At 71.3% G+C, this 23,574-nt stretch carries 22 protein-coding genes and 1 pseudogene; 2 read left to right on the top strand and 21 right to left on the bottom strand.

Annotated features, from left to right (window positions below; translation table 11 throughout):
* Together ACWENQ_RS44305 and ACWENQ_RS44300 are read right to left on the bottom strand one after the other, a co-directional pair.
* Positions 1 to 205 (bottom strand): annotated as a pseudogene (locus ACWENQ_RS44305) (histidine kinase); the annotation flags it as partial.
* 86 nt (positions 206 to 291) lie between these two features.
* Positions 292 to 780 (bottom strand): hypothetical protein, encoded by a 489-nt coding sequence (locus tag ACWENQ_RS44300; protein ID WP_452419567.1) that lies wholly within the window; start codon positions 778 to 780, stop codon positions 292 to 294.
* Between the two features lie 183 nt (positions 781 to 963).
* On the opposite strand from ACWENQ_RS44300, the gene ACWENQ_RS44295 reads away from it, so the two are divergent.
* Positions 964 to 1,593 (top strand): helix-turn-helix domain-containing protein, encoded by a 630-nt coding sequence (locus tag ACWENQ_RS44295; protein ID WP_452419566.1) that lies wholly within the window; start codon positions 964 to 966, stop codon positions 1,591 to 1,593.
* Positions 1,594 to 1,643: 50 nt separating this feature from the next.
* Here the strand turns inward: ACWENQ_RS44295 and ACWENQ_RS44290 are convergent, their stop codons facing one another.
* From ACWENQ_RS44290 to ACWENQ_RS44270, 5 genes are read right to left on the bottom strand one after another with little or no spacing between them, the layout of a single operon-like run.
* The gene (locus tag ACWENQ_RS44290) at positions 1,644 to 2,585 is read right to left on the bottom strand and encodes an asparaginase (RefSeq protein WP_449928894.1); all 942 of its coding nucleotides are present in this window, start codon (positions 2,583 to 2,585) and stop codon (positions 1,644 to 1,646) included.
* The gene (locus ACWENQ_RS44285) at positions 2,578 to 3,375 is read right to left on the bottom strand and encodes an amino acid ABC transporter permease (RefSeq protein WP_449928896.1); all 798 of its coding nucleotides are present in this window, start codon (positions 3,373 to 3,375) and stop codon (positions 2,578 to 2,580) included. Before ACWENQ_RS44285 ends, ACWENQ_RS44290 begins: the two co-directional genes overlap by 8 nt.
* A complete protein-coding gene (locus ACWENQ_RS44280) occupies positions 3,372 to 4,016 on the bottom strand; it encodes an amino acid ABC transporter permease (RefSeq protein WP_449928898.1) in 645 nt (214 codons plus the stop codon). Before ACWENQ_RS44280 ends, ACWENQ_RS44285 begins: the two co-directional genes overlap by 4 nt.
* Positions 4,016 to 4,933, bottom strand: coding sequence for a glutamate ABC transporter substrate-binding protein (locus ACWENQ_RS44275; RefSeq protein ID WP_452419565.1), 918 nt, complete (start codon positions 4,931 to 4,933; stop codon positions 4,016 to 4,018). Before ACWENQ_RS44275 ends, ACWENQ_RS44280 begins: the two co-directional genes overlap by 1 nt.
* Positions 4,934 to 4,951: 18 nt before the next feature.
* Complete coding sequence (locus ACWENQ_RS44270) at positions 4,952 to 5,680, bottom strand: amino acid ABC transporter ATP-binding protein (protein WP_449928902.1); 729 nt, start codon at positions 5,678 to 5,680, stop codon at positions 4,952 to 4,954.
* 147 nt (positions 5,681 to 5,827) lie between these two features.
* On the opposite strand from ACWENQ_RS44270, the gene ACWENQ_RS44265 reads away from it, so the two are divergent.
* Entirely contained in the window at positions 5,828 to 6,967 is a 1,140-nt protein-coding gene (locus ACWENQ_RS44265; RefSeq protein WP_354915971.1) for an ROK family transcriptional regulator, read from the top strand.
* A gap of 41 nt (positions 6,968 to 7,008) precedes the next feature.
* Here the strand turns inward: ACWENQ_RS44265 and ACWENQ_RS44260 are convergent, their stop codons facing one another.
* From ACWENQ_RS44260 to ACWENQ_RS44195, 14 genes are read right to left on the bottom strand one after another with little or no spacing between them, the layout of a single operon-like run.
* Positions 7,009 to 8,292 (bottom strand): nucleotide sugar dehydrogenase, encoded by a 1,284-nt coding sequence (locus ACWENQ_RS44260; RefSeq protein ID WP_452419564.1) that lies wholly within the window; start codon positions 8,290 to 8,292, stop codon positions 7,009 to 7,011.
* Positions 8,292 to 10,952: a non-ribosomal peptide synthetase gene (locus tag ACWENQ_RS44255; protein ID WP_452419563.1), complete on the bottom strand. Its 2,661-nt coding sequence runs from the start codon at positions 10,950 to 10,952 to the stop codon at positions 8,292 to 8,294. The genes ACWENQ_RS44260 and ACWENQ_RS44255 overlap by 1 nt, the downstream gene beginning before the upstream one ends.
* On the bottom strand, positions 10,949 to 13,855 hold the full coding sequence (locus ACWENQ_RS44250) for an AMP-binding protein (protein ID WP_452419562.1): 2,907 nt from the start codon (positions 13,853 to 13,855) through the stop codon (positions 10,949 to 10,951). The genes ACWENQ_RS44255 and ACWENQ_RS44250 overlap by 4 nt, the downstream gene beginning before the upstream one ends.
* A gap of 2 nt (positions 13,856 to 13,857) precedes the next feature.
* Positions 13,858 to 14,076, bottom strand: coding sequence for a phosphopantetheine-binding protein (locus ACWENQ_RS44245; RefSeq protein ID WP_449928910.1), 219 nt, complete (start codon positions 14,074 to 14,076; stop codon positions 13,858 to 13,860).
* Between the two features lies 1 nt (position 14,077).
* On the bottom strand, positions 14,078 to 14,878 hold the full coding sequence (locus ACWENQ_RS44240) for a glycosyltransferase family 2 protein (protein ID WP_452419561.1): 801 nt from the start codon (positions 14,876 to 14,878) through the stop codon (positions 14,078 to 14,080).
* A complete protein-coding gene (locus ACWENQ_RS44235) occupies positions 14,857 to 15,591 on the bottom strand; it encodes a polysaccharide deacetylase family protein (protein ID WP_452419560.1) in 735 nt (244 codons plus the stop codon). Before ACWENQ_RS44235 ends, ACWENQ_RS44240 begins: the two co-directional genes overlap by 22 nt.
* A 3-nt stretch (positions 15,592 to 15,594) precedes the next feature.
* Entirely contained in the window at positions 15,595 to 16,995 is a 1,401-nt protein-coding gene (locus ACWENQ_RS44230) for an Ldh family oxidoreductase (RefSeq protein WP_452419559.1), read from the bottom strand.
* Positions 16,989 to 18,242, bottom strand: a complete 1,254-nt coding sequence (locus ACWENQ_RS44225) for a condensation domain-containing protein (RefSeq protein ID WP_452419558.1) — start codon at positions 18,240 to 18,242, stop codon at positions 16,989 to 16,991. Before ACWENQ_RS44225 ends, ACWENQ_RS44230 begins: the two co-directional genes overlap by 7 nt.
* Entirely contained in the window at positions 18,239 to 19,510 is a 1,272-nt protein-coding gene (locus ACWENQ_RS44220; RefSeq protein WP_449928920.1) for an MFS transporter, read from the bottom strand. The genes ACWENQ_RS44225 and ACWENQ_RS44220 overlap by 4 nt, the downstream gene beginning before the upstream one ends.
* Before the next feature lies 1 nt (position 19,511).
* The gene (locus ACWENQ_RS44215) at positions 19,512 to 19,946 is read right to left on the bottom strand and encodes a glyoxalase (protein ID WP_449928922.1); all 435 of its coding nucleotides are present in this window, start codon (positions 19,944 to 19,946) and stop codon (positions 19,512 to 19,514) included.
* Positions 19,939 to 20,733 (bottom strand): sulfotransferase, encoded by a 795-nt coding sequence (locus ACWENQ_RS44210; protein ID WP_452419557.1) that lies wholly within the window; start codon positions 20,731 to 20,733, stop codon positions 19,939 to 19,941. Before ACWENQ_RS44210 ends, ACWENQ_RS44215 begins: the two co-directional genes overlap by 8 nt.
* Complete coding sequence (locus ACWENQ_RS44205) at positions 20,730 to 21,572, bottom strand: sugar phosphate isomerase/epimerase family protein (protein ID WP_452419556.1); 843 nt, start codon at positions 21,570 to 21,572, stop codon at positions 20,730 to 20,732. The genes ACWENQ_RS44210 and ACWENQ_RS44205 overlap by 4 nt, the downstream gene beginning before the upstream one ends.
* Positions 21,557 to 22,240 carry a hypothetical protein gene (locus tag ACWENQ_RS44200; protein ID WP_452419555.1) on the bottom strand — a complete coding sequence of 228 codons (684 nt, stop codon included), beginning with the start codon at positions 22,238 to 22,240 and terminating at the stop codon, positions 21,557 to 21,559. Before ACWENQ_RS44200 ends, ACWENQ_RS44205 begins: the two co-directional genes overlap by 16 nt.
* The gene (locus tag ACWENQ_RS44195) at positions 22,237 to 23,121 is read right to left on the bottom strand and encodes a Gfo/Idh/MocA family oxidoreductase (RefSeq protein WP_452419554.1); all 885 of its coding nucleotides are present in this window, start codon (positions 23,119 to 23,121) and stop codon (positions 22,237 to 22,239) included. Before ACWENQ_RS44195 ends, ACWENQ_RS44200 begins: the two co-directional genes overlap by 4 nt.
* Positions 23,122 to 23,574: the final 453 nt, after the last annotated feature.

Below are 23,574 nucleotides of genomic sequence, written 5' to 3'. Positions count from 1 at the left end.
GCTCCTCCCCCACCACGCCCAGCGCCCCGTAACTGGCGTCCACCAGATCGGTCGCCGTCTCCACGATCCGGCGCAGCATCGTCTCCAGATCCAGGCCACTGCCCACCGACACCACCGCGTCCAGCAACGCGTGCACCCGGTCACGGGTGGCCAGCACGGCGTTCAACCGGACCTGGAGCTCCTCCAGCAGCTCGTCGAGCCGCATGTGTGGCAGCAGCGGGTTGGACACACCTGGAAGTTTTCCACCGGGACGGCAAACCGCCCACCACGGATGGGTGGGCGTTTCTTGGACTATTTGAGGTACGGCCTGGTGACGAGCCTGCCGAGACCGAGCGTGTCCCCCGCCCTGACCACGGCGAGCAGGGCCAGCCCGACGGCGTAGACGATGTACTCGTGGGCGAACGGCCGGCCGGACAGCGGCAGCGCGGCCGTCCACATGAGGGCCAGCGTGATCCCGCCCGCCGTGGCCACCGCCCGGGTGGCGACGCCGAGCACGAGACAGAGACCGAATCCGAGCAGCCCGAACATGAACAGCCCGTCCACCCACGGCTGCCCGGCCGGCGCCGGCAGACCGCCGTGCCGGAAGGCCGAGGTCGGGCTGCCGCCGTACATCCACGCCTGATGGACGGGCGTGACCAGGCCGAACGCCCGGTCCACGTAGGCCCACAGGAACAGCGAGCCGGCGGCGATGCGGGCCACGCCCCAGACGTAGTCGAGCGGCCTGACCGGATCCTCTGCCGGCTCCTCCGCGGAATCGGCTTCGGTGAGAGAGCGGTGCATTGTTCCTTCCCAGTGCCGAGTGCCGACACCAGCACACCATCCGGACCCGTCCGCCGGGCAGGGCCGAAAGTCCTTTTCTGCTGCCTACCGAGGTCCCGGCGACGCGATGTCCGACGGCCGTGGCGGGCCGCCGGAGGCGTCCGTAGCGTCGGGGCGTACCGGACGACGAGGAGGAGCCCCACGATGACCAGCGATCTGGGCCGCAGGGTCCGTCACCACCGCGAACGCCTCGGCCTCACCACCGAAGAGGCGGCCGAGCGGGCGCGGCTGTCCCCCGGCTACCTGCGGCACCTGGAGGCGCAGGCGGCCACGCCCGGCATGGAGACGTTGCAGCGGCTGGCCGACGCCCTGGACACCACGACCGGGGATCTGCTCGGCGACGTCCCTGACCGGCCGCAGGGCGGCGCTCCGGCGCTGGCCGCCCCCCGGCTGGAGCCGCTCGCGGCCGAGGAGTGCCTGCGGCTGATCGCGCCTGGCGGGGTGGGCCGCGTGGCGTTCGACGGGCTGCGCGGGCCGACGGTGCTGCCCGTCAACTACCGCCTCGACGAGGGGGCGATCGTCTTCCGCACCGCGTACGGCGGGCCGATGGACGAGGACCTGCGGACGGGTCTCGAAGGGGTCGAACGGATGGTCGGCTTCGAGGTCGACAGGATCGACGACGCGATGCGGACGGGCTGGAGCGTGCTGGTCCAGGGTCCGGCGCGGCACGAGGCGACCGGGCCGGAGGTGACCCCGTGGGCGGGCGGCGACCGGACGCTCTACGTCAGGATCACGCCCACCCGGATCACCGGCCGCCGCATCGTCGCCGCGTGACCTGCCCGGCACCGCACCGGCACCGCACCTGTGCGGGGCCTGCCCAGCACCTACACCGCGTGGATCCGCCCTACGGGCACGCCGCCGCCCAGCACCGGGACCGTGGTGAAGGCGCCGGCGTCCGAGACGTCGCAGCCCATCCGGCGCAGCACCGCAAGCGCGATCGCCGTCGTGGCCCTGGGGCTGCCGTCGATGACCTTGACGGCGACGGCGTGGCCCGAGCCGAGCGCCGCGACCAGCACGCCCTCTGCGCCGCCCTTCACCACCGCGCCGGGCAGGGCGCGCATGAGCTCGGTGTTCTGGTGTCCGGTGCCGCCGACGTACTCGGGGTGTTCCCGCATGGCGTCGGCGACCTGGCGGGGCGCGCTGCCCGGCGCGGCCAGCACCAGCGCCCGCACCGCCCCGGCCAGGCCGGCCAGAGACAGCCCGAACAGGGGCGCGCCGCATCCGTCGACGGCCACCGCGGCGGCCCTCTCCCCTGACAGCTCCTCCACGGCCGTCCTCACCCGGCGCTGGAGCGGGTGGTCCTGGTCGAGGTAGGAGGCCACGTCCCAGCCGTTGGCGACGCAGGCGGCCAGCATCGCGGCGTGCTTGCCCGAGCAGTTCATCCGCTCGCGCGTCCTGCCGTGGCCGTCACGGATCAGCCGGTGGCGGGTGGCCTCGTCCTCCGGCCAGTCCTCGGGGCAGCGCAGGTGACCGAGGCCGAGGCCGTACTCCTCGAGGAGTTCGGCGACCAGCCGTACGTGGAAGTCCTCGCCGGTGTGGCTGCCGGCCGCGATCGCCAGGCGCGGGCCCGGCAGGACCGCGCCCGCGGTCAGGCAGGCCAGCGCCTGGAACGGCTTGGCCGACGAGCGAGGCAGGACAGGGGCGTCCACGCAGCCGAGGGCGACCTCGACCCGGCCGTCGGGGCCGAGGCCGACGGCGCTGCCGTAGTGGACGCTCTCGACGAAGCCCGAGCGGACCACCTCGGCGAGGACGGCGGGTTCAGGCACGGGCTTTGCTCCTTCGCTCCAGGACCCTGGCCAGCTTGGACAGCGAGGCGTTGACCACGAGGTAGATCAGCGCCAGCACCACGTAGGTCTGGATGAGCAGGCCGTTGTAGGCGGCCAGGACCTTGCCCGAGTACAGCAGTTCGCCGTAGCTGACCACGAAACCGAGCGAGGTGTCCTTGAGCAGGCCGACGGACTGGCTGACGATCGACGGCAGCACCCGGCGGGCGGCCTGCGGCAGCACGATCATCCGCATGGTCTGCAGGCGGGTCAGCCCGACGGCCAGGCCCGCCTCGGTCTGCCCGCGCTCGACCGACAGGATGCCGGCGCGGAAGATCTCGGCGAAGGCGGCCGCGTTCGAGACGGTCAGCGGCACCACGAGCTTCCAGAACAGCGGCAGGTCGAGGCCGTATCTGGGCAGCGCGAACAGCACCACGTACACCAGCAGCAGTGCCGGGATGACCCGCACCACCTCGACGTAGCCGGCCGACGGCCCGCGCACCCAGCGCCGCTCGGACAGCCTGCCGAGGGCCAGCAGCAGGCCCAGGGCCATGGACAGCGCCGCCGACACCACGGCGGCCAGCGCCGTCGACCACAGGCCGTTGAGCAGGTAGCGCCACATGGGCCAGGTGGCGTACGGCTGCCAGCGCTCGTAGGCCAGCTGCCCGTTGGCGGCGAACTGGCGGATCGCGAGCGCGGCGAGCGCGAGCGCGACCAGGACGCCCAGGACGGTGGCGACCCGGATCCTGCGCCTGGCGCGCGGCCCCGGCTCGTCGAACAGGACACTGCTCATCGGATCATCACCAGCCGTCGCTCGAGCCGTCCCGTCGTGAAGCCGATGACGGCGGCGATGAGCGCGTACATCAGGCCCGCACCGACGAAGATCGGGATGGGCTGGGCCTCCATCAGGTTCACCCTGTTGGCCGCGGCGGTCAGGTCGACCACGCTGATCGCGCCGGCCAGCGCGGTGTTCATGGTGAGCGCGATGAGGATGTTGCCGAGCGGCTGGACGACCGTGCGCAGTGCCTGGGGCAGGATGACGTACCACAGGGACTGCCGGAACGTCAGCCCGAGCGCCCTGGCCGCCTCACCCTGGCCCTGGCCGACCGCGTTGACGCCCGAACGCAGCGCCTCGGCCACGTAGGCGGCCTCGTAGACCGAGATCACCACGATCGCGGTCACCATCGGCCCCGCCTTGATCCCGATCTCTGGCAGGCCGAACCAGGCCAGCAGGAGCAGGACCAGCAGCGGCAGGTTCTGGAACGCCTCCACGTAGGCGGTGCCCATGGCGCGCAGCACGCCGACCGGGCTCACCCGCATCGCGGTGACCAGCACCCCGAGCACCGCCGCGCCGACGAAGGACGCGACGGTGAGCTGGAGCGTCACGACCAGGCCCTGCCAGAGTTCGGGCAGGTGGTCCAGGAGGACGGACATCAGGAACCCGGCACCGAGCCGATCTGCGGCGGGGCGGGCGCCTCGCCCTGGACGACGGTGCCGATGGAGTTCTTCCAGGCCTGCTGCCAGACGCCGGTGCTCTGCGTCTTCTTCAGCCAGTCGTTGACGAACGACTTGAACTGGTCGTCGCCGTGCTTGAGGCCAATGCCGTACGGATCCTGGGTGAAGGGGTTGCCGACCACCTGGATGGAGGGGTCCTTCTGCGCGTTGGCGATCAGGAGCGTCTCGTCCTGCACGTAGGCCACGCCCCGGTCCTGCTTGAGCGCCTGCATGCACTCGGGGTCGCTGCCGAAGGTGATGATCTCCGCCTGCGGCGCCAGCTTCTTGATCGCGGGGATGGCCGGGGTGTTGGCGCCCGCGATGACCTTCTTGCCGTTGAGGTCCTCGGGCTTGGCGATGCCCGTGGCGCCCTTCTTGACGGCGATCGTCAGGCCGGAGGTGTAGTACGGCCCGGCGAAGGCGACCTGCTTGGCCCGCTCGGGGGTGATCGTGTACGTCTGGAAGACGACGTCGACGGTCCCGTTGCTGAGCAGCGCCTCACGCGTCTCCGAGGCCGAGTTGACGATCTTCACCTTCGGCTCGCCGATGATGTACTTGGCCAGGGCCTTGCCCATGTCGGCGTCGAAGCCCTCGACCTCGCCGCTGACCGGGTTCTGCTGTGACAGCAGCGGGGCGTCGAGCGAGCCGCCGACGAGGAGCTCGCCGCGCTTCTTGATCTTCTCCATCGTCGAGCCGGGCAGGATCGCGGCGGCGTCGGCGACGGGGGCCTTGGCGAGCAGGTCGTTGGCGGCGGGCTTCGCCTCTCCTGGCACGGCGGGGCTGCCGGTGGACTCCGTGCTCGAGCAGGCGGCGAGGCCGAGCAGCGACACGGCGACGACAGCGACCATCTTCTTCATGGGCACCATCCCTTGCGTTCAGTGAGTGAGTACCTTGGCCAGGAAGTCCCTGGCCCGGTCCGTCTGGGGGGCGTCGAAGAAGGCCGCGGGAGCGCCCTCCTCGACGATCTGGCCGTCGGCCATGAACACCACGCGGTCGGCCGCCCTGCGCGCGAAACCCATCTCGTGGGTGACGACGACCATGGTCATGCCGTCGGCGGCCAGGCCGGTCATGACGTCCAGCACCTCGCCGACCATCTCGGGGTCGAGGGCGGAGGTCGGCTCGTCGAAGAGCATGACCTTGGGCCGCATGGCCAGGGCGCGGGCGATGGCGGCGCGCTGCTGCTGCCCGCCGGACAGCTGTCCCGGCAGCTTGCCCGCCTGCGCGCCGATGCCGACGCGGTCGAGCAGGTCGCGAGCGGTCTTCTCGGCCTCGTCACGGCCGACGCCGCGCACCTTCATCGGGGCGAGCGTGATGTTCTCCAGCACGGTCTTGTGCTGGAAGAGGTTGAACGACTGGAAGACCATGCCGACGTCGGCGCGCAGCCTGGCCAGCTCGCGGCCCTCCAGCGGGGCGGGCGCGCCGTCGATGGCGATCTCGCCCTTCTGGGCCGTCTCCAGCCGGTTGAGGCAGCGGCACAGCGTGGACTTGCCCGAACCCGACGGGCCGATCACCACCACGACCTCGCCGCGCGCGACGTCGAGGTCGATGTCGCGCAGCACGTGGTGCCGGCCGAACCACTTGTTCAGCCCTCGTACCCGAATCATCCAGTCCTCCCACGGTCACGGAACCCTCTTTGCCAGGTATCCCGCGACACTTCCTTCGATATCGAAGATATGGCGGACCGTAATGGATGATTTCGCGCTAAGTCAACACATTGTCGTACGAAGGTAAAGCGTGGTATTCATCTGCTCATGTCTGGCAAAGAGCGGCTGCCCGTGACGGGGGCGCAGGGGGAACTGCTGCGGCTCGTCGCCACCGGCCAGGCCGAGTCACGCGCCGATCTGGCGCGGCTTTCCGGCCTGGCCGCCTCCAGCGTGTCGCTGCGGGTCGAAGAGCTGCTCGAAGCCGGGCTGCTGGTCGAGGAGGGCTCAGGCACCTCGCGCGGCGGACGCAGGCCCCGCCGGCTGCGGCTGGCCCCCAGCGCGGGCCTGCTGGCGGTCGCCGACCTCGGCTCCCATCACGTACGGCTCGGCCTGCTCGATCTGAGCGGGACACCGCTCGCCGTACAGGAACGGGCCTGTGACATCGCGGCCGGCCCCGAGGCGGTGCTCGACTGGATGGCCGACGCCTTCGACGACCTGCTGCGCACGCGCGCCCCCTCCGGGATGCCGCTGCGCGGCGTCGGCACCGGGATCCCAGGGCCGGTCGACCCGGCCTCCGGGCGTGTCGTCGGCCCCTCCCGCATGCCGGGGTGGAACAACTACCCGGTGGCCGAGCACCTGGGCGCCCGCTACGACCTGCCGGTGCTCGTCGAGAACGACGCCAACCTCATGGCCGTCGGCGAGGCCCGCTCGTGGCCCGGCTCGGACAACCTCATGGTGCTCAAGACCGGCACCGGCATAGGGTGCGGCGTGATCGTCAACGGCCACCTGCACAGAGGCAGGGGCGCGGCGGGCGACATCAGCCACGTCAGGGTCCGCACCGACCCCTCGGTGATGTGCTCGTGCGGCCACCCCGACTGCCTGGAGGCCTACGCCAGCGGCGCCGCGCTGATGGCCGCGCTGGCCGAGGCTGGCATCGTGGTCGACCGGCCCGCCGACATCATCGGCCTGGTCAGCGACGCGGTGCCCGAGGCGACCAGCCTGGTGCGCGGCGCCGGACGGCTGATCGGCGAGGTCCTCACCGTGCTCGTCAACTTCTTCAACCCCGACGTGATCGCCGTCGGCGGCAGCCTGTCGGCGGCCGAGCCGCTGATCGCGGCGATCAGGGCGGCGGTGTACGAGCGCTGCCTGCCGCTGGCCACCCGCGACCTGGAGATCGCGCCGGCGCGGGCGGGCAAGGACGTCGCGCTGCTCGGCGCGGGCGCTCTCCTCCTCGACGCCGTCCTCTGACACCCGGGCCGGACGCGGCCCGGCGGTACGGGAAACGGTTCCTAGAGTCGTTCGACGCGCTCGCCCTCGGTGAGCACCCCTCTGGTGTCGAGGACGAGCCTGCCCTGATCTTCGATGATCTCCAGGTCGAAGGTGGCGTGCTGCTGCAGGAGCACCGTCAGGTCCGCTCCGGCGACCGCCGTCGCGAGGTCTTCCGCGCGTGGCACCGCGCTGCCGTTCACCTGCCACTCCTTGACGTACGGGTCGATGTAGACCAGATCGGCGCCGAACTCCAGCAGCGCCCGCGCGACGGGCAGGGCCGGGCTCTCGCGTTCGTCGGCGATGTCGGCTTTGTAGGTGACGCCGAGCAACAGCACCGTGGAACCGTTGAGGGCTTTGCGACACCGGTTGAGCAGCCGCTGCGCGCGGGCCACCACGTAGGACGGCATGCGCTCGTTGATCTCCTGAGCCAGTTCCACGAACCGGAACGGGTAGCCCAGCTTTCGTACGGCGTACGACAGGTACGACGGGTCGACGGGAATGCAGTGCCCGCCGACGCCGGGCCCGGGAAGGAACTTCTGGAAGCCGAACGGCTTGGTGCCCGCGGCCTCGATGGCCTCCCACAGGTCGATGCCGAGTTCGTCGCAGAAGATCGCCATCTCGTTGACGAGCGCGATGTTGACGTGCCGGTAGGTGTTCTCCAGGAGCTTGGCCATCTCCGCCTCGCGGGTGCCGCTGACCGGCACGATCTGCTGGACGAACCGCGCGTAGAACGCCGAGGCCACCTCCAGGCAGGTGTCGGTGTGGCCGCCGACGACCTTGGGGGTGTTGCGCAGGCCGTACTTGGGATTGCCCGGGTCGATGCGCTCAGGAGAGAAGGCGAGGTGGAAATCCGTCCCCGCCAGGAGGCCGGAGGTCTCCAGGATCGGGCGGGCGACCTTGTCGGTCGTGCCGGGCCAGGTGGTGGACTCCAGGACGACCAGCGTGCCGGCGCTCAGGTTCCTGGCGATGGTCACAGCGGCGCTTTCCACCGCGGAGAGGTCGGGGCGATGGTCGTCGTCGAGCGGGGTGGGCACGCAGATGACGATCGTCCGGCTGCGGGCCAGCACGCTCTCGTCGGTTGTCGCGCGGAAGCCGCCGGCCTGCCCCATGTGCTCGAGGTCGGCGTCGGTCACGTCGTCGACGTACGACCGGCCGGCGTTGAGGGCGTCCACCTTTCGCGGGTCGGCTTCGAAGCCGACGACGCGGAGCCCCGCTGCCACGGCCTCCTTCGCCAGAGGCATTCCGACGTAGCCCAGTCCGACCACCGCGAGGTCGTAGCCGGTGCCGGAGGGGTCGCGTGCCATCAACGATCCGTGGAGTCGAGGCGCCGCAGGGCGGTGGCCAGCCGGCCGGCGCTGAGTCCTGTGGTTATCGGCGGCACCCGGTCGCCGAACCGGAGCCGGAAGCGCGCGGTCAGGTCGGCAGGTCCGAAGAACTGCCCCGTCCAGGCGGGAACGGTGGTCCTCAGGTCGCTGTCCTCGCCCAGCGACGTGGTGAAGAGCTCGACGACCGCGCGCTGCACGGCGGTCGCCGGGCTGCCCGTGGCCTTCCCGCTCGTGTGAGCGGCCGCACGGGGCGGCGGGAGCGCGGCCCGGTCAAGCTTGCCGTTGCCGGTCCGCGGCATCCGGTCGAGCACCGTCCAGGTCGCGGGCACCATGGAGGCAGGCAGGAACCGGCCGGTGTGCGCGCTGAGTTCCGGCCGGCTGAGCGCGGCCGCGCCGGTGGCGACGACGTAGGCGTCGAGCCGATGGTGATCACCGGCGCGCGCCGCGACGACGGCCACCTCTCGCACCTGAGGGTGCCTCGAGATGACCTGCTCGATCTCCGCGGGCTCCACACGGAGGCCGCGCATGTTGATCTGTTCGTCGATGCGGCCGAGAAACTCCAGATCGCCGTCCGGTCGCCAGCGGACCAGGTCCCCGGTCCGGTAGACGACGCCGGCGGCGAAGGGGTTGGCGACGAAGCGCGAAGCGGTGAGATCAGGCCGCCCCACGTAGCCGCGGGCGACTCCCGCGCCGCCGATGCACAGTTCACCGGGGACTCCGATCGGAACCGGCGCCAGCCGTTCGTCGAGGACGTAGGCGAGGGCACCCGGCATCGGCCGCCCGATCGGCACCGACCTCGCGGGCGGCTTCCCGCGGTCGCAGGTGTACGAGGTGGCCCAGACGGTCGTCTCCGTCGGGCCGTATTCGTTGATGAGAACGGCTTCACGCGTCACCTCGTTGTGGCGCGTCACGAGAGCGGGAGGGCACACCTCACCGCCGACCACCGCACAGCGCAGCCCGGCGACGGAGTCAGGAGCGGCGTCCAGCAGCGCGGCGTACTGTCCTGGAACCCCGTCGACGTGTGTCACACGCTCGCGCGTGATGAGCTCGCCCAGCAGCCAGGGGTCGCCGACCTCGTCGTCCGTGGGCAGGACCAGCGTGCCTGCCCTTGTCAGGGTCAGGTAGACGCCGGCGCCGAGGGCGTCGAAAGCCGGCCCGGCCAAGGCCAGGTAGGAGTCGATCGGACCGGGGAAGACGGGGTAACGGGCGAGGGTGGACGCGACGATCTGCCGGTGCTCGACCTGAACCCCCTTGGGGCGACCGCTGGATCCGGAGGTATAGATCACGTAGGCGAGCCGGTCGGGCCCCGCCTCCGCCTGCCGCCTCCCATGAGGAGCGGCCGGCACGCCGCCGGATCGAAGGGCGTCCAGCATCTCGCCGTCGATCACGATCTCGGCGCGCGCGTCGGCCGTCATGAAGGCCAGGCGATCGGCGGGATGGCCCGGATCGAGCGGGAGGTAGGCGGCACCGGCCTTGAGCACTCCCAGGAAGGCGACGATGAGGTCGACCGAGCGCGGCAACCGTACCCCGACGACGTCCTCGCCGCGCACGCCGAGATCGCGCAGTCGCCGGGCGAGCAGAGCGGACCGGCGATCGAGCTGTCCGTAGGTGATCCGCTCGGTTCCGCACACCACGGCCACGGCGTCGTCGGGCCCGGCTATGAGCTCGTGAAGCACGTGGCGGCTCGCGGCCGGCTCCGCCGTACGGCTGAAGCGTCCGACCACCGTCGTCCGCTCGGCCTCCCCCATGAGCGAGATCGCGGAGAGGGTGTCACGGGGGTCGGCCGCCAGCAACCGCTCCACCTGGTGGAGCAGCCGCTCGGCGGTCGCCTCGTCGATGTCCCTGGCGTCGAAGCACGTGTCGTCCATGCCGATGGTGAGGCTCGATCCGACCGCCCCGTGCGGCGGCACCCTGGGGATCAGCGTCAGCGGCCCGGCGTCGACGAACCTCGGCGGAGCAGCTGCGTCAGCGAAGTGAACCGCGGGCAGGTGCCGGATCCCGGCATCCTCCATGACCTGATACGCGCCGTCCCGGAAGGCGCCCGCGTGACGGAGTCCTCTCCCCCGGCGTTCCCTCACCTGGTCCGCCAGGTCGCTGAGGGATGCCGTGTCGTCGATGTCGATCCGGACGAAACCTTCGGGAACGCCGATCAGCAGATCTCGTGATCGAGTCCAGCGTCCCAGTACCGCCGCCAGCGCGGCGAGCACGGATTCCGGTGCCGCGTCCTCGAACCCGTGCCTGATCACGCCGGGACCCGCGCCCGGGCTGCCTTCCACCGGTATCCGCGACACGGGAGGATCGGTGATCACGTCCCGCCAGTGGGCGCGGGCCCGCGCGGTCGGCTCGTCGCCGCCGGCCGCCGCCCGGCCCGCGTAGGCGTCCGCGACCGCCTGGACGAACTCCCCGGGAGTCGCGGTCTGCGCGGGAAGCGTCACCACCACACGGCGGTCGCGCACCAGAAAGCTCGGCGTCAGCCGTACGGGAACCGGAACCTCGAGGCAGGGGAACGCGGCGAGCGCCCCTTCGAGCCGGGTCCGATCGACGGCTCCCACGAGGTCGATCGTGAACGTGACGGTGTGCCAGGGGCCGTCGGGATCGAGAACCCACTGCTCCCAGAGCCGCCGTCGTCGTGCGGTCATCGTGGCTCCTCGACTGCTCGGACGATCGCGTCGCACAGGGCCGCGGCGACATCCGCCGGTACGGCCTCGCACCGATGACTGACCCGCAGCACCGATCCGGGCAGGAACTCGATGACGAGGTCGACGTCGAGCCGGGTGGTGTCGGCCCAGACGAAGCGCGTCGCCGCCGGCAGGTCGAGCCGCGGCTCGGGAGCGTCCTGCACGGCCAGGACGGTGGTGTAGAGCGGACGCCGGCGGGCCAGTCTGGCCACCTCGTAGGCGGGCACGTCCTGGTGGCTCAGGGCGTCCACCAACCCTGCCTTCGCGGCCGCGACCCCGGCTCCGCGCAGCCGTACGCACACCATGTCGATCAGGCAGGTCACCGACCTGGCGAGGACGTCGTCGTTGCGCCGGGCCACGGGCACGCCCACGGCGAGGTCGGACCCGCCCGTCAGGGCTTCCACGGCTCGCGCGTACGCGGCCAGCAGGACGACCGTGCTGGTGGTGCGATGCCGCAGGGCGCTCTCGTCGAGCCGCGTGACGGCCAGCGGCCGGCTCACCGAGGCGAGTCTGCCCGGCTCGACGCCGTCACGCCGGCCGGGGTCCGGCAGGCCGGTGAGGGCGTGCCTCCAGTAGGCCCGCTGGGCGTCGAGGTCCGTCACGTCGGCCTGGCGATGGTAGGCGCGGGCGACCTCGCCGAGACCGGGAGCCGGACCGCCGAAGCGAGGGGCGCGACCGTCGAGCCGGGCCCGGTACGCCACTGACAGGTCGTGGGCGAGCAGGCCGGCGGCCCAGCCGTCGATGGCGATGTGGTGCACCACGATGCCGAACCGGCCGGGGGCCAGGGCGGAGCGCCACACCTGTCCGGATTCCAGGTCGAGCGGCCGGATCAGCGCCGCCGGCAGATCGTGGGGATCTTCCACCAGCCGGAGTTCGACAGGGTACGGTTCGGCCGCGATCTTCGCCACCGGCCCGTCCTGCAGGAAATAGCGACTGCGCAGAGCCTCGTGCCGGATCGCCACGTCGGTGAGCGCGGCCTGCAGTGCCGCCCGTTCCAGCGTCCCCTCGTACTCCCAGACCAGCGGGCACATGCCGGAGACGTCCTCGGGTCGCATCTGGGCCGCGAGGAAGAATCCGAGCTGGGAGGGCAGGAGGGGGACGGCCGTGGCCGCCGTCGGCGTGCCGGGCTCTCCACGATCCTCGCCGGCCCCCCGCGTGCGCAGCCACGCGGCCAGCCGCGCGGCGGTCGGATGGCGCATCACGGCCGAGACGGGAACCGTGACACCGAGGCGGGCCCCCAGCCTGACGCACAGCCTGCCCGCGGCCAACGATGTGCCGCCGAGCGCGAAGAAGTTCTCGGTGACCTGTACTTCCGGCAGTCCGACCACGTGAGCGAACGCCTCGGCCACGACCTTGGTCACGGGATCGGCAGTCACGGGATCGGCAGTCACGGGATCGGCGAGCAGGGGATCGGGATCGACGGAGGTCTCGCCGGTGGCGGCGGGCCTCGCGGGACCGGCGAGCAGGGTGGCGGTGAGCGCCTCGTGGTCGGTCTTGCCGTTGGCGGTCAGCGGAAAGCCGTCCACCCGCGTGATCCGCGCCGGCACGAGATAGCCCGGTAGCCGGGCCCGCAGCTCGCCCTCCACTCCAGGGGCCGGGCGTTCTCCCTGGTAGAAGAGCGCCAGACCGGTCGTCGTGCCGTCCGAGCCGGTGAGCGGCACCGCCGCGCTCCGCACCACCCCGTCGAGGGCGTCCGCGGCCGTCTCGATCTCCGCTGGTTCGACCCGGTGGCCGCGGATCTTGACCTGCCGGTCGAGTCGGCCGCGGTAGCGCAGCAGGCCGTCCTGCCCGCGTTCGCCACGGTCGCCGGTGCGGTACGTACGGGTCCGGTCCCCGTCGACGACGATCTCGACGAACCTCTCAGCGGTACCCGCGGCGTCGCCGAGGTACCCGCGGGCGAGGCCGTCGCCGCCGGTGAACATCTCCCCGTCGATGAGGTGTATCCGTGTGTCCGGCGCGGGCAACCCGATCGGGACGTCGCGCCGCGCGCAGTCCTCGGCGGTGACACGGTGAGTGGTGACCAGGATGCCGCATTCGGCGGGCCCGTAGCAGTTCACCAGGGCGATGTCGGGATGCCGGTTCACGAACCTGCCCGCATGGAATGCGGAGATCCGCTCGCCGCCCGTCATGACCTGGCGCAGACCGGTGAACGCGTCGAGGTCCTCGTCGACGTACAGGTTGAGGAGCGAGGCCGGGAGGAAGAGCGTGTCCAGCCCGCCGCGGCCGACCAGCTCACGGACCCTCTGCGGGAGCGGGTACGGCTCGGTGACGACGACGGCGGTGCCGCCCGAGCACAGCGCGCCCCACAGTTCGAGGGCGAAGCCGTCCCAGGACACCGCCGTGGACAGCGAGACGATCGGACGGCCGGTGAGGTCGGCGGCACCGCAGCGCGGGAACAGCCGGGCGATCGCCCGGTGGGGGGAGAGCACGCCCTTGGGGCGGCCCGAGGTGCCCGAGGTGAAGACCACGGTGGCGATGTCGTCGCCATCGACGTCCTCGTCGACGCGCGCGCCCCTGGCGGACGCCACGGCGGGGTAGGCGCCGGCGTCGATCACGGCGGCCGGTTCGAGCCGGCGGCTCAGCTCCTCGACGCGTACGGCGGGCCAGCCGGGATCCAGAGCCGAGTACGAGGCTCCGCACTTGAGCGTCCCGAGGATCGCCGTGACGAGGCCGATGGATCGGGGCAGCAGCAGCGCCACCCGCTCGCCGGGGCCGACCCCTCTGGCGCGCAGCCCGGCGGCCATCCGGTCGGAGGCGGCGTCCAGTTCGGCGTACGTCAGCACGCGCGTGCCCTCGACCAGGGCAGGGTGGTCTCCTTGGCGCTGCGCGTGGCCGCGGAAGACCTGGTGGAGCACCCTGGTCACGGTCAGCTCACCGCCGCGACCAGATCGCGCAGGACGGGATTGTCCACGAGGTCCTTCACCGCGATGTGGAGCCCGGCCCTGCGCGCCCTGCTGACCATGGTGACCGCGAGCAGGCTGTCTCCGCCCAGCTCGAAGAAGTGGTCGTCCTGGGTGATGCCCTCGATGTCGAGAACCTCCTCCCAGATGCCGGAGAGGGTGATGGCGACCTCGGATGGTGACATATCAGGACTCCTTTGCGGAATGTGGCAGGCAGCGCCCAGCCAGATGGGCGACGTTGAGCACCCTGTTGGTGAGCCGAACCGACGGTGTCGCTCCGGGGACGGACTGTGTCGCACGATGCAGGGCCGCGGGCACGGAGAGAGGTTTGTCGTGATGGCGCCCGGCGCCGAACGCGGTGCGGACCGCCTGGGAGAACCCTTTGCCGTTGCGGTGCACGACCACCAGTGAGGGCACGAAATGAACGGAGAGCCCGAGCCGTTCGAGCTCCGCGACCAGTTTGTTGTCGCCGCCGGGCCCCGCGGATGTCATGCCGCCGGCCTGGAGGAAGGCCTCGCGCCAGACCGCGCTGTTCCCGCCGGCGAAGAAATCGACCGATTCGCCATGCGACAGGCCTCGGTAGCGTTCCATGTACCTGGCCTGGCGTGCCTTGGAGACCAGGCCGGCGTCGAAGGGCAGGACACGGCCGGTGATCCCGCCACGGCCCGGTGTGAGCTCCTCGGCGATCCGGTTCAGCCAGTCCGCGCGCGGCAACGCGTCGTCGTCGAGGAAGGCGAGCATCGGTGAGCTCGCCCGCCCGGCGCCGAGGGAGCGAGCGCGCATCGCCCCCTGCGGGCGGGCGTTGCGGATCACCCGCACCGGCAGGCCGGGCACCGACGCGTCGCCGATGCGCGGCTGCGAGCCGTCGTCGATCACGAGCACTTCGTGCAGCAACGTGGTGTCGCAGTCGACGAGCGCCAGCAGGCAGCGGCGCAGGTCGCGATACCTGTCCCTGCTGGGCACGATCACAGTGACGGGCGCGTCCATTGGTCTCTCCATTCACGGCACAGGGCCGGCCATAGCCGGTGGTGTCCCACTGGCAGGTAGGTACGGCGGATCGCGTGCGGCGCCGCGAGCCAGGGCAGCGGAGCGGCTTTGACCGTGCCGAAAGCGAGGGTTCGGGACGGCACGACCGGCACGCTGGGCACGAGCCCGTAGGGATAGGCCAGCGGGGGCGAGGCCACGGCGAGCCGGTCGCGGATCACCGCGAGCGATTCGGTGATCTCGTGGCGCTGTTCGTCGGCGCCCAGCTCGGGCAACCTGCGGTGGGTCACGGTGTGCGCGCCGATCAGATGCCCGGCCGTGCGCAGTCCGCCCAGTTCCGCCCAGCTCAGCAAGCCGTGGTGGTAGTACGGCTCCGCGCCGGCCGGACCGGTGATGACGAAGAACACCGCCTTGACGCCGAACCGGTCGAGGATCGGCAGCGCGTACTCCAGCGTGTCCCGGTGACCGTCGTCGAAAGTGATCAGGAAGCGCGGTTCCGCGGGCAACGCCCGCAGGTCGCTCAGCGCGCCGGGATCCAGTGGCCTGCCGTACTCGTCCAGCAGCGTCTCCAGGGCATGGGCGAACGCCTGCGGGGTGACCGACGTGTAGTGCTCAAGAGCGGGATGCACGTGGTGGAAGTACAGGACGAGTGGCCAGCCGGGCGCTGAGCCGGCCATGGCGAGCTCCACCTCCGCGGGCAGCGGGCCACGGATCATCGGTCACCTCCACCCGAGGGCGTCGGCCACGGCGCGCGGCACGCGCAGCCCTTCGGCGCGGCTGTGCGAGGTATGGGCGGCCTCGAGCTGGTCGGGGAAATGCGGCTCGGGGGCGCCCCCGGCGTAACCCGCTGTCACGGCAGCACGCAAGGCTTCGATCAACGTGTCGATCTCGTCGAGCCCGAAGGCGGCGGGCGAGAGTCCGATGAACAGCTGGCTGCAGTTCATCGGCCGGCCGGGGCGCTTGCGCTGCTTGCCGACGAGCGGACTGATGGTGTGGCCGCCGAGCATGCCGGCCAGCACCTCGGCGATGACGGTCACGCAGAGCCCCTTGTAGCCGCCGAACAGCGGCACTGATCCGCCCTGCTCCAGGTCCGCCGGATCGGTGGTCGTCCGTCCTTCGCCGTCCAGCAGCCATCCCGGAGGGACGGGCGCGCCACGATGCCCGGCGTCGCGGATCTTCCCGATCGCCACGACCCCGGTGGCGAAGTCGACGACGAAGGGTTCGTCGCGGCCGGTGGGGGTGACGAGGCAGACGGCGTTGCTGCCGAGCGTCGGCCGGACCGCTCCCGGAGCCGCCAGGCTGGGGCCGGAGACGTTGTACAGCAGCCCGACGGTCCTGTGCCGCTGGAACGGCCACCGGTAGGCGGCCATCATACCGACGTGGTTGTTGTGGTGGACGGCGACCGCGGAGACGCCGGTTCTGACCGCGGTCAGCGCGCACCATTCAGCGGCTCGTGCGGCGGCGACCTGGCCGAATCCGGCGCGGGCGTCGACGCGGGCGGTCGCGCCCCGTGCCGAGAGGACGGGCCTGGCCGTGGGATCGATGCCACCCGCGCTGACCCGCTCCAGGTAGGTGGGCAGGAGCCCCACTCCGTGGGAGGGGTGCCCCCTCACATCGGCCTCGACGAGGACGTCGGCGACGATGCCGGCGGTCTTCTCCGTGGCGCCCACCCCGCGCAGGGCCGCCACGGTGAGGTCGCGCACCTTCCCGGCGGGCAGGCGGAGGTCAGGGCCAGGATCCGGCGCGCAGCTCTCCGGGATGAGAGTCCCCTTGGCGAGAGTGAACACGCGGTCGGGCATCACCCGCTCGCCCTGGACGGCGTCGGTGGCCAGCAGGACGGTGGTCTTTCCGCTCGCCTTCCGCTCTCGGACCAGTGCGGCGAGGTGGTCGACGGGCAGCCGGTCGGCGTCGTCGACGACCAGGACCTGTCCGCTGATCTGTCCGAATCGTGGGCGCAGCTCGCCCTTGAGCACCGCGCCGAGCACGCTCTTGCCTGAGCCCCGCGCGCCGCGGACCAGGACCGTCTGGCCGGCGGAGATGTCGAGGTCGAGTCCGCGCAGGAGGACCGCCTCCTCGCCGGGCGCGCCGACGACGACGACAAGATCGCGCACGGTCAGCATGTGAGCTCCTCCGCCGCCGCGCGCACCCTGACGACCGCCTCTTCGAGCAGCTCACGAACGGTGCCGGGATGGTAGTGCCCGGTGCTGTACTTGATGTGCAGCTCCAGCCGCCTGTCGACGACGTCGCCTTCGAGCATGAGCGTGTAACGCTCGGTCTGGGCCTGCGAGCGCAGTGGCCCGAGGGGCTCGTCGGCGGATCGGAGCAGCGCACCGGCGCGCTCGTCGAGCCGTCCCAGCTGGCCGCGGAAGTTGTAGCGCAGCGTGGTCTTGGGGAGGTCGGCGAGCTCGTCGGTGAAGTGGCGCAGGGCGTCGAAGCCGAACAGGCGCTCGGGGACGGCCCGCAGGTCCGCCGGGTCGAAACCGTCCCGGGCCGTGAACACGATCGGGAACGTGTTCTGCAGATAGCCGACGGTGTCGACCACGTCGATGTTCAGTGGCGTCAGGTGCCGGCCGACGTGATAGGTGTCGACCCCGACTGCCGGAAGGCCCCAGCGCGCCATGATCGCCTGAGCGGCCGCGTCCAGCACGACATCGCTCACGCGTAGTCCCCGAGCCCTGGACGCCCTGGCGAGCACCGCGGTTTCCGCGGCGGACAGCCGGATGCCGGCCAGTCGCATCGTGGACAGCGACGCCGGCTCGTCGCGGTCGGTGGGAGGCATCCGTACCGCGTCGAAGGGCCGTGCCCGCCAGCGTCGCGCGTCGGCCGCCGCCTCCTCCGTACGCACCCACTGCTCGACGGCGGCGACGTAGTCGGCCGGCGTGGCGGGACGACGCGGTCCTTCGAGTTCGCCGCGCAGCGCGCTTTCGAGCTCGTCGGCGACGATGCCCATGGAGAATCCGTCGAGCGTCAGATGATGGATGATCACCAGTAGCCGCCCCGGCTCGTCGCCGAAGGGGAAGTGCACCACGTGAAGGACCTGGCCGTCCGCCGGTCGCATCCTGGTCTGCGCCCTGGCGATCTCCTCGGCCAGGGCCGCTGCCTCGCCACGGTAGTCAGCCAGTTCGGCCCGGCCCATGACCGTGCCGGCCTGCGGGCTCAGCACCTGTGACCGCCATCCGTGCGGAGTCACGCGGTAAGCGGTGCGCAATGCCGGGTTGCGCTCGAGGAGGCGTTCCACGGCCCGGACGAGGATCTCGCCGGTCAGCTCGGCAGGTACGGTGAACAGCCAGCCGAGGTTGAAGTGGTGCCAGTCGGCGTCCGGCCGGTTGCCGACCCACCGCCGCTGGGCGGGAAGCAGGCACGTCATGCGGTCACCTCCGCGGACCGCTCGGCGCGTTGCCGGCGGGTGCGGGGATGCCGGACCGCCACTTCGGCGCTGATCAGGCAGGCGCCGCTGACCAGAGCGAGCAGCACGACCCAGCCGAGCGATGTCAGGCCGCTGATGAGCAGGGCGACGACCACGGGCCCGATCGCCTTCTGCGCCGAGTCGCCGAGCGCGAAAACCGCGAGGTAGCGGCCCCGCAGGCGTTCCTTGGCGAGCCCGATGGAGACCGTCCACTCGGCGGCGGAGGCCGACAGCTCGCCGATCGAGTGCATCACGACCGCGACGGCCATGACGGCGATGGTGAGCGTCACCCCGGTGTACTGGGCCGTCACGTAGCCGGCCGCCGCGAACGCGAAGGCGATCGCGGCCCGCGCGTACGCGGGACGGACGTCCGCCGGTCCGCTGAGATTCCTGGTCGCCCGTACCTGGAAAAGCACGATCATGATCGTGTTCGCGGTGAACAGCACGCCGACGAGCGCCTGCGGGGCGTTGGTGTGCTGGACCACCCAGAGCGGAACGCCGACGATGAAGGCGTTCGCCTCCAGGAGCACCAGGACGTTCAGCGCGGCGAGCGTCACGTAGCGCCAGTCCGCCAGCACCGCGCGATAGCCGCCGGGGGCTGGGGCCCGCTCTGCTTCGGCGACCGCTCGGAAGGCCCGCTCGGGCGGCCTGATGGACACGACGAGAACGGCCGCGACGACGAACGACAGGACATCGAGGCCGATGGCCAGGAGGTATCCCTCGCGGGTTCCGACGGCCAGCACGATCGCGGCAAGCAGTCCGCCGATTCCGTATCCGGCGTTGCGGATCGAGCGGTTGAAGGCCAGCAGCCGGTTCCTGGTCTCGCCTTCGGCGATCTCGGCGATGAAGGCGTGCTTGGCCGGCCGGCCGGAGGCGTCGGCCGTCTGCGCGAGAAGCACCGCGACCACCAGCGGAGCGAAGGCGTCGGCGAGCAGGTAGGCGGCGGTCCCGAGTGCGGCCAGGCCGAATGCCGCGATCACCACCGGTTTGGGGCCGTAACGGTCGACGAGGGCGCCCCCGACGGGCACCAGCGCGATGCCGGCGATGCCCGCGATGCTCATGGCCAGGCCGACCGTCACCGGCTCGAGGCCGATCTGCCGGGTGAAGTAGATGATGACCAGCGGCATCAGCAGACCGCTGCCCAGAGCGTCCACGATCGCCACCCAGGACCAGCGGCGTACCGCGGGAATGTCAGGCAGGCCGACCAGCCTGCCCACGAGGCCGGTCATGTCATCGCTCCGGAGGCTGGTCAGGAAGCCGCTGGAGGAACTCCAGACGGTTGCCCAGATTGTCATGGACGTAGAAGCGCCGGTGGCAGGGGAGGTCGCCGTCCCACGTGACCTCGACGCCGCGATCGGCGAGACGGCGGGCCAGGTTGTCGAGATCGGCCGACCTGATGCCGGGATGGGCCTTACGGGCCGGGCGGAAGTCCTCTTCCACGCCGAGATGGATCTCCAGTGCGTCGGCCCGCACCCACAGACCTCCGCGGGCGGCGAGCGCCGGCGGCTTCGGGATCTCGACCATGCCCAGGACACCCACGTAGAAGGAGCGGCACTCGTCCTCGCTGCCGGGAGCGATGGCCAGTTGGACGTGATGCAGGCCGAAGCCGAACGGCGACCGATGGTCATGGTCATGTCGCCCGGCGTGGGGCGGGTTGTCACTCACAGCTGTTCTCCCTTTCACGAAGACGCCCCCACACGGCGGTGACGTGGGCATCCAGGTCTGCCGGCAGATCGGGTTCGGGGCAGGTGCTGCGCCTGGCGCGCAGCCCGCCGAGATAGGGGGCGAGATCCAGACCGACGAAGGTGCTGAGCCGCCGCGTGGCCCTGCCGTCGCACAGCGCGCGATATCCGACCACCATCTGGCGCGCCGGGTCGAGCGCCGGCGCGAGTGCGAGCCAGCCGCGGTGCCAGGCCGCCCACTTGGCGCACGCGCCGACATCGGTAGCCGGTTTCCACGGCCGCTCTCCCGCCCATTCGTGCGTGGAGGCGGCGACCTCGTACGGGTGCCGCACGAGAAGCAGCAGGCGAGCCGACGGCACCGCCTCCAGCACGGTGGGCAGGTCGAGCAGGTACTCGTTGTACTTGTCCCCCCAGAAGGGCCAGGCCGCGTAGGACTCGGCGAGGATCTCCCGGACCAGCGCCGAGGGGTCGTCACGCCGGCCCTCCGCCACCTTGGAGGCGGCGGCGCGCAGGGCGGTGCCGACGCGGACGCGCCAGTGCGCGACTCCCTGTCCTGCCGCCGGCTTGCGGCCGAGAGCATGCCAGATCTCGTCGGCCCGGAAATGCCGGCCCGCGAGATCGCTCCGCGTGCACCAGCGGGGCAGGAGGTAGGGCAGCTTGCCGTTGACGGTGAACAAGCCTCCGCTGTCGGCGTAGGCACGGCTGAGCGCGTGCGCGAAGGCAGTCGTTCCCGACCGCTGAGCGCCGAGGAGCAGGAGCGGGCCGTTCACGTGGTCACCAGCCTCTTCAGCCACCGCATGCATTCGACGCTCGCCGCGTGGCCTCCTTCGGTGAAGGCCTCGCCCCATGGCCGGTCGCGTTCCTCCCGCGTCAGGACGCGCCCGTGCCGCCAGTGCGTCTCCAGCGACAGCCAGCCCTCGTAGCCGTCGGCGGCCAGGGCGGCGACGATCTCCGCCCAGGGCAGATCGCCCTCGCCGAGGCGGACATAGCCGGTCGTGCCCGCCGGGTCCTTGACGTGCACGTGGCGGATGAGTGCTGACCCGATCCGGTACTCCTCGGGAAAGGGAGCCCGATGCCGGCCGCTGAAGACGCTGTTGCCGGGGTCCCAGAGAATCCCGACGTCGCTGTGACCCAGCACGTCCAGGAAGGTCATGATCAGGGCGATCGTCGGGGTGTTGGTCCGCGTGCCGGTCTCCACCAGAAGCTGGACGCCGGACATGGAGACCCCGTGCAGCACCTCCCTGGCGACCTGGGCGGCGCTGACCGGATCCGGTGCGCCGTCCCGGTAGAAGGTGAAGGCGCGCACGTGGGGGGCGCCGAGGAGACGAGCCTGCTCGACGGCGCGGATCAGCAGGGCCCGGACCCGGCCGACGTCCTCGTCCGTGCGCGGCAGGTCGCACTTCATGGCCGGCGGGCAGAACCCCGCCACCTCCAACCCGTGCTCGGACACCGTCCTGCGCGCCTGCGCCAGCTGCTCGTCACCGAGCCGATGGGGCGGCGTGTTCGCGAGGGACCGTATCTCGATGCCCGAGAACCCGCAGGAGCGCGCGGTCCTCGCGACGACGCGCAGATCCTGGTGGACTTCGTCGTTGATCACGGCGAGTCGCATGCGACCCCCTTCCACGCATGGCGGAGGACGCTCAGGTCCTGCTCGGGCACGCCCGCGTGCGACTCCACCGTCAGGTCGGTGACGTCGTCGCCGGCCAGGCGGAGCCAGCGGAGGTCATCGCCGGTCAGCGGGCGGTGCCGGTGCCGGTCGCCGCAGCCGAAGCCCTTGACCTGAACGGCACGAGCCAGCGGGGCCAGCCGGGTCAGATCCGCCTCGAAGTCTCGCGAGATCCCGTGCAGGCCAAGGTTGTCGATCAGCAGGCGGCAGCCGTACCGGTCGCACAGGCGCATCAGCTCATCGGGGCCCGCATGCCCTCGATGGGTCTCGATGAGGACGTCTCGCGGCGGACGATGGCGGGTGAGTCGGTCGATCTGCTCCGACGTGCACGGGGCCTCGAGCGCGCCCACCGCCGCGAAGATCTTGACGGGGTGATCGGGGAAGTGCTCCGCCGGCATCACGTCGCGGTCGTCCCGGCCGAGCACGACCGACAGGCCGACGAACGCCACGGGGAGTCCAGCCAGCCCGGCGATGCCGTCCCGCTCCCACCGGTGGCCCCTGCCGGCGCGCAGGTCGACCACCGTACCCCCGGCACGACGGGTGAGCGCGGCCAGATCGGAAGCGCTCAGCTCCGGCGCCGACGCCGACGAGAGGCCGCACCGTGCGATCATCGGCCGCCGGCCTTCCGCACCTCGTCGAGCACGGTCACGACGGCCCTGGCCCGGGCCAGCCGGCAGCGATCGGGGCCGGCGGCGAACTCCTGGTAGACCCGTGTCCGGAGGGCCGGGGTGGGCTCGGGTGGGATCTCGGTCACCTGGTCGCCGACCGCGATCCGGACCATGCCATCGGTGATCTCGAATCGCCTGGCGTCGCCGCCCACGATGACGAGGTGTTCCGCGCGCGTGCCGCCATCGGCCGACACGGTGAAGGCCAGCGTCGCCCCCGAGGCGAAGAAGATCGTCCCGGCGCTCCTGATGTCGATTCCGGGCGCACATTCGCGATAGTCGCTGACCCGTACCCGTTCGATGTCGCCCAAGAGCTGGCAGGCGATGTCCAGGTAGTGAATTCCGAGGTGAGACGTGACCCCGCCGGATGAGTGCAAAGGATTCGCGCGCCATCCGGTGAAATGTTCGGGCGCCCGTGGCCGGCTCACGAGCAGCGTTCCGATCGCGTCGCCGCCCCAGGCGGTGCAGGCGGTTTCCGGGATGCGCAGGCGATGCTGCAGCATCACGGCCACGTCGTCGGACTTCGCGGCGAGCCGGTCCAGTTCCTCGACCGACATGGCCGGAGGCTTCTCCAGGAGAAGCGATTTCCCGGCGTCGAGAACAGCGTGCGCCATGTCGGACCGCTGACCGGGAGGGGTGCACAGCGCGACCGCGTCCAGGTCCGGGTCCGCCAGGACGTCCGGCCACGAGCCGATCCGCCGGTGCGGGAGGACGTCGACGGTTTCGTCGGCGTCGAAAACGGAATGCAACACCATGGCGCCGGCTTGTCGAATCGCCGTGGCGTGCTGCCGGCCGGCTTTGCCGTAACCGACGATCGCGATACGCATGTCGCCCCGGTGACCACGCTTCGACCTCGCGGCGCGCGAAAGCATGTCGCTTCCGGGAGTTTCCTTCATCGAGTCACACTTCTCTCCCGCGCCAGGGCCGGCGTCGGAGTCGCTCGCATCGCAGAAAGGGATGAATCTGACACTCGCCCCTCATATGCCGAGGGCGACCGCGCCGATGGCAGCGCCATCACATGGGCACGATCGATGAGTATCGAGCAGTTTCGTGCAGATTTATACGGTTTATGGCCGTATGCGCTGTTTCTAGCTGAATCGCCTTGCATGAGCCTTTCATCGGACTTTCATGAGACTTACCGAGGCCATGCCAGCGCCGGGCCCGCCGGCCATGCCCGCCGCCATGCCGGCGCCGGGCCGCGAGGACCGGCCACCCGCCGCCCCGCCCTCCCGCGACCCGCGCAGGCGTCGGCGCGAATCCCGACAGGCTCGGCGACCATC

The organism is Nonomuraea sp. NPDC004354 (assembly GCF_053602555.1).
This window is presented reverse-complemented; position numbering and strand designations above follow the sequence as displayed.

Bases quoted from the DNA above. Each gene is read 5' to 3' on its own strand.
- ACWENQ_RS44300 (WP_452419567.1), bottom strand. From the start codon at position 780: ATGCACCGCTCTCTCACCGAAGCCGATTCCGCGGAGGAGCCGGCAGAG.
- ACWENQ_RS44295 (WP_452419566.1), top strand. From the start codon at position 964: ATGACCAGCGATCTGGGCCGCAGGGTCCGTCACCACCGCGAACGCCTC.
- ACWENQ_RS44285 (WP_449928896.1), bottom strand. From the start codon at position 3,375: ATGAGCAGTGTCCTGTTCGACGAGCCGGGGCCGCGCGCCAGGCGCAGG.
- ACWENQ_RS44280 (WP_449928898.1), bottom strand. From the start codon at position 4,016: ATGTCCGTCCTCCTGGACCACCTGCCCGAACTCTGGCAGGGCCTGGTC.
- ACWENQ_RS44275 (WP_452419565.1), bottom strand. From the start codon at position 4,933: ATGAAGAAGATGGTCGCTGTCGTCGCCGTGTCGCTGCTCGGCCTCGCC.
- ACWENQ_RS44270 (WP_449928902.1), bottom strand. From the start codon at position 5,680: ATGATTCGGGTACGAGGGCTGAACAAGTGGTTCGGCCGGCACCACGTG.
- ACWENQ_RS44265 (WP_354915971.1), top strand. From the start codon at position 5,828: ATGTCTGGCAAAGAGCGGCTGCCCGTGACGGGGGCGCAGGGGGAACTG.
- ACWENQ_RS44260 (WP_452419564.1), bottom strand. From the start codon at position 8,292: ATGGCACGCGACCCCTCCGGCACCGGCTACGACCTCGCGGTGGTCGGA.
- ACWENQ_RS44255 (WP_452419563.1), bottom strand. From the start codon at position 10,952: ATGACCGCACGACGACGGCGGCTCTGGGAGCAGTGGGTTCTCGATCCC.
- ACWENQ_RS44245 (WP_449928910.1), bottom strand. From the start codon at position 14,076: ATGTCACCATCCGAGGTCGCCATCACCCTCTCCGGCATCTGGGAGGAG.
- ACWENQ_RS44240 (WP_452419561.1), bottom strand. From the start codon at position 14,878: ATGGACGCGCCCGTCACTGTGATCGTGCCCAGCAGGGACAGGTATCGC.
- ACWENQ_RS44235 (WP_452419560.1), bottom strand. From the start codon at position 15,591: ATGATCCGTGGCCCGCTGCCCGCGGAGGTGGAGCTCGCCATGGCCGGC.
- ACWENQ_RS44230 (WP_452419559.1), bottom strand. From the start codon at position 16,995: ATGCTGACCGTGCGCGATCTTGTCGTCGTCGTCGGCGCGCCCGGCGAG.
- ACWENQ_RS44225 (WP_452419558.1), bottom strand. From the start codon at position 18,242: ATGACGTGCCTGCTTCCCGCCCAGCGGCGGTGGGTCGGCAACCGGCCG.
- ACWENQ_RS44220 (WP_449928920.1), bottom strand. From the start codon at position 19,510: ATGACCGGCCTCGTGGGCAGGCTGGTCGGCCTGCCTGACATTCCCGCG.
- ACWENQ_RS44205 (WP_452419556.1), bottom strand. From the start codon at position 21,572: ATGCGACTCGCCGTGATCAACGACGAAGTCCACCAGGATCTGCGCGTC.
- ACWENQ_RS44200 (WP_452419555.1), bottom strand. From the start codon at position 22,240: ATGATCGCACGGTGCGGCCTCTCGTCGGCGTCGGCGCCGGAGCTGAGC.
- ACWENQ_RS44195 (WP_452419554.1), bottom strand. From the start codon at position 23,121: ATGCGTATCGCGATCGTCGGTTACGGCAAAGCCGGCCGGCAGCACGCC.